The 3,105-nt window shown below is 41.7% G+C and carries 3 protein-coding genes; all 3 read left to right on the top strand.

Annotated elements, in window-relative coordinates; all coding sequences use genetic code 11:
* The coding region (locus AB7U36_RS21415) for an intermembrane phospholipid transport protein YdbH family protein (RefSeq protein WP_428161648.1) at positions 1 to 2,330 on the top strand (2,330 nt) is incomplete at its 5' end.
* A 14-nt stretch (positions 2,331 to 2,344) separates the two neighbouring features.
* Entirely contained in the window at positions 2,345 to 2,572 is a 228-nt protein-coding gene (locus tag AB7U36_RS21410; RefSeq protein ID WP_004073327.1) for a YnbE family lipoprotein, read from the top strand.
* Positions 2,572 to 2,937, top strand: coding sequence for a YdbL family protein (locus AB7U36_RS21405; protein WP_428161647.1), 366 nt, complete (start codon positions 2,572 to 2,574; stop codon positions 2,935 to 2,937). Before AB7U36_RS21410 ends, AB7U36_RS21405 begins: the two co-directional genes overlap by 1 nt.
* Positions 2,938 to 3,105: the final 168 nt, after the last annotated feature.

Below are 3,105 nucleotides of genomic sequence, written 5' to 3'. Positions count from 1 at the left end.
TCTCTTTTGGTGAGGATTTGCACCTGGATACCATACGGTTTTCCTACCACATTGATACAAAAAATATTATCCGTGTTCAAAAAATCGTTATATCCGGGCTTAATGTGACGCTTCATCTGGATGAAAAAAATAGAATCCGGGTCAACGGATTTTCATTTCCCCGGGATAAGGACGTGGATAATACAGGCCGCCCTGTTTTTGATATCAGCGCCTTTGAATCATATTTTGCATATCTGCCCGAAGACATTGTTTTAAAAAACAGTACCCTCATTATTAAGGTTGGAAAAGATCGGTTTTGCATACCAGTGACGGCAGATATTCAACTGGATCGCAAGACGCTTCTTGGGGAGATGAAAATGTCCATCCTTCCCATGAATCAAAAGATCACGCTTTGGGCCACAGCTAAATTTTTACACGGCCCCGTGCAAATGAAAATTTTCGCAGAACATCTTTATCCTGAGATGCTTTTGGCCATGGTCCCGGATGGGGATCGGATCTTGAGCAAATTTCACGGGCCTGTGGATTTTTCAATTGAAACAAAAGATTTTTCAAACTTTCATTTTGAACTCAATAACCTTGGGCTTGAAGCGGCGCCTCGTTTAAACTTTGATTTTCCTAAAATTTCAGGTGTTTTGTCTCATGATAAAAGAGTAATGGCTCTCAAGGCAGACGGGCCCGTGCAGATCAGACGTCCTGGAATTGATTTGGGACAGTTCAGATTTGAAATTTTCTCCCAAATTGCATCCGGTACAATTGATCAATTCTCTTTGACGCTTCAAAATGAAGTCACCAAGACCTGGGACCTTACACCTAAATCTATGGCATTGTCTTTGTATCCGATTGATTTTTTCGATCAAATTCAACTTTTTGATCCCCACTTCAGGCTCTTTGTTTCAGGCGATTTTGAACACCAGGCCGGTCTGTTGACTTTTACCGGAACAGGCATTAAGTCCTTTAGAAAGAATAAAGCCAAACACAAGGATGTTCTCAATATTTCCGGGGTACAGGTAAAAACCGAATTTGATGGTAATTTCCGGCGACCTGACTCTTTAAAGCATGTAAAGCTTGATGCCCTAATTGACAAAATAGACTTTCGACAAAACATCAAAGATAAAGGCATCCGGGCCCAAGGTGTTTATTTTGAACTGCCCATGACCTATCCTTTTAGAAATATAAAAACTTTTGGTCGGGCAGGGGCAAAAAAAATTGTCCTGCATGATAAGATCGCCCCTGCTGTTTCTGCAAAGGTCGTCCAGGCATCAGATTTTGGCATGGATATTACAGGAAAGGTGACCCGTCTCGGATTTTCGGGCCTGACCATTGATTTTTCCGCCACAGCCGGCCTTGATTCTGCTATGAGTCCTTTTGCCAAATGTCAAATTGCCACTGATAAATTCTCCGTTACCCAAAATACACTGATTCCCTTTATTCCCGGTATATCTCAGATGGGTGATCTTAAATTTGACATATCTGCCAAGGCAGATTTTTCCTATATAAATCAAAATATTAATTCATCTGCCGATATACAGGTCTCCAACGGCACATTAAACTTTCTTGAACCCGGTTTTTCGGTCTCCGGGATATCTGCCAGCATGCATTTTAATGACCTTATGGTCCCTGAAACCCTTCCAGGCCAGTATATAAATATTGACACATTTAATGCCGGCCGCTTTAACGGTAATAATGGAAAAATAAGATTCAGCCTTGAAGATGGAAAATCCATTAATATTGAAAATTTTAAATTTAACTGGTGCAATGGGATTGTCTCAACAGAAGCGTTCAGACTGCCGTCAGAGGATAACGCCATCCATTTAACCTTATATTGTGACCGGCTTGAGATGGAAGACCTATTTCATCAGCTTGGCGCCTTTGATGCAGAAGGGGGTGGTACCTTAAGCGGGCGTATTCCGGTGGTTATGAAAAAAAATGAAATCGGTTTTGATAACGGCTTTCTTTTTTCTACACCCGGGGAGGGAGGCCGGATTTTTATCACAAATCTTGACAGGATGCTTGCCGGAGTTCCAAAGAATACGCCTGAATTCTCTCAACTTGATCTTGCAGGGGAAGCGTTAAAAAATTTTGAGTACAAGTGGGTGACGCTTAAACTGAATACCCATGAGGATACACTTGCCGTAAACATGGAGCTTGATGGAAAGCCTCTATCTGTTTTACCCTTTGAATATGATCGAAACCTGAATTCCTTTGTTCGCCGTAATGGACAAAGCCCTGGATCAAATTTTCAGGGAATCAAACTCGATGTTAATTTAAGCCTGCCATTTAACCAGGTTATTCAATTTGGCAGTAACTTGAAGCGGATTATGAACCCTTAAAAAGTGAGGTTGTCATGCTAAAACGATGTGGGTTGGTGGTTGTCAGTATTATTTTTCCGGCATTGGTCGGCTGCAGCACCAGTCACGAAATTGAAGTCAAACCGGTTGAAATTAAACCCATCCATATTACGATTGATGTAAATGTCAAGGTTGACAAGGCCTTGGATGATTTCTTCGGTGATATTGATGCGGCCCAGGAAAAGCTTGAAAATAATCAGCCTAAAACAGGAGGAACTGAATAATGAAATCCATTAAATTTTTGCTTGCCATGACCATTGCCCTCTCTTTTGTCTTCGGCACTATGGCTTTTGCCGATAGTATTAAAGAACGCATGACACAACGGCTCCCACAGATTGTCGATTTAAAAAATAGAGGCATTGTTGGCGAAACAAATACCGGTTATCTTGAATTTGTCACCGCCCAAAAAGAAAAACAAGACGTGGTGGCAGCCGAAAACCAGGATCGTAAAACCATTTACATCCAGATTGCAAAACAGCAGAATGTCTCGATCCAGCTTGTTCAGAAAAGAAGGGCAGCCACCCTGTTTTCGAACGGCATAGAAGGCCACTATTACCAGAACGAGGCTGGTGCCTGGATTAGGAAATAATAAAGAACAGGTCGCTTTTCCGGATATGATTCCGGAAAAGCGACATTTATTAATTTGAAATGAGACGGGAGACAGGTTGATCAGCGTCCGCTGCTACCCTCCATCAGAGCCGTTAATTCCTTTTGAATGCAAAAGTAAATATCATCGTCGCTGCCGTATATATCAATG

It is taken from the genome of Desulfobacter sp. (assembly GCF_050177295.1).
Note: the sequence above shows the minus strand (reverse complement) of the source record. Positions and strands in the feature narration are given on the sequence as shown.

What these genes read in the sequence shown, in the direction of transcription:
- AB7U36_RS21405 (WP_428161647.1), top strand. Translation starts at nt 2,572, where the DNA reads ATGAAATCCATTAAATTTTTGCTTGCCATGACCATTGCCCTCTCTTTT.
- AB7U36_RS21410 (WP_004073327.1), top strand. Translation starts at nt 2,345, where the DNA reads ATGCTAAAACGATGTGGGTTGGTGGTTGTCAGTATTATTTTTCCGGCA.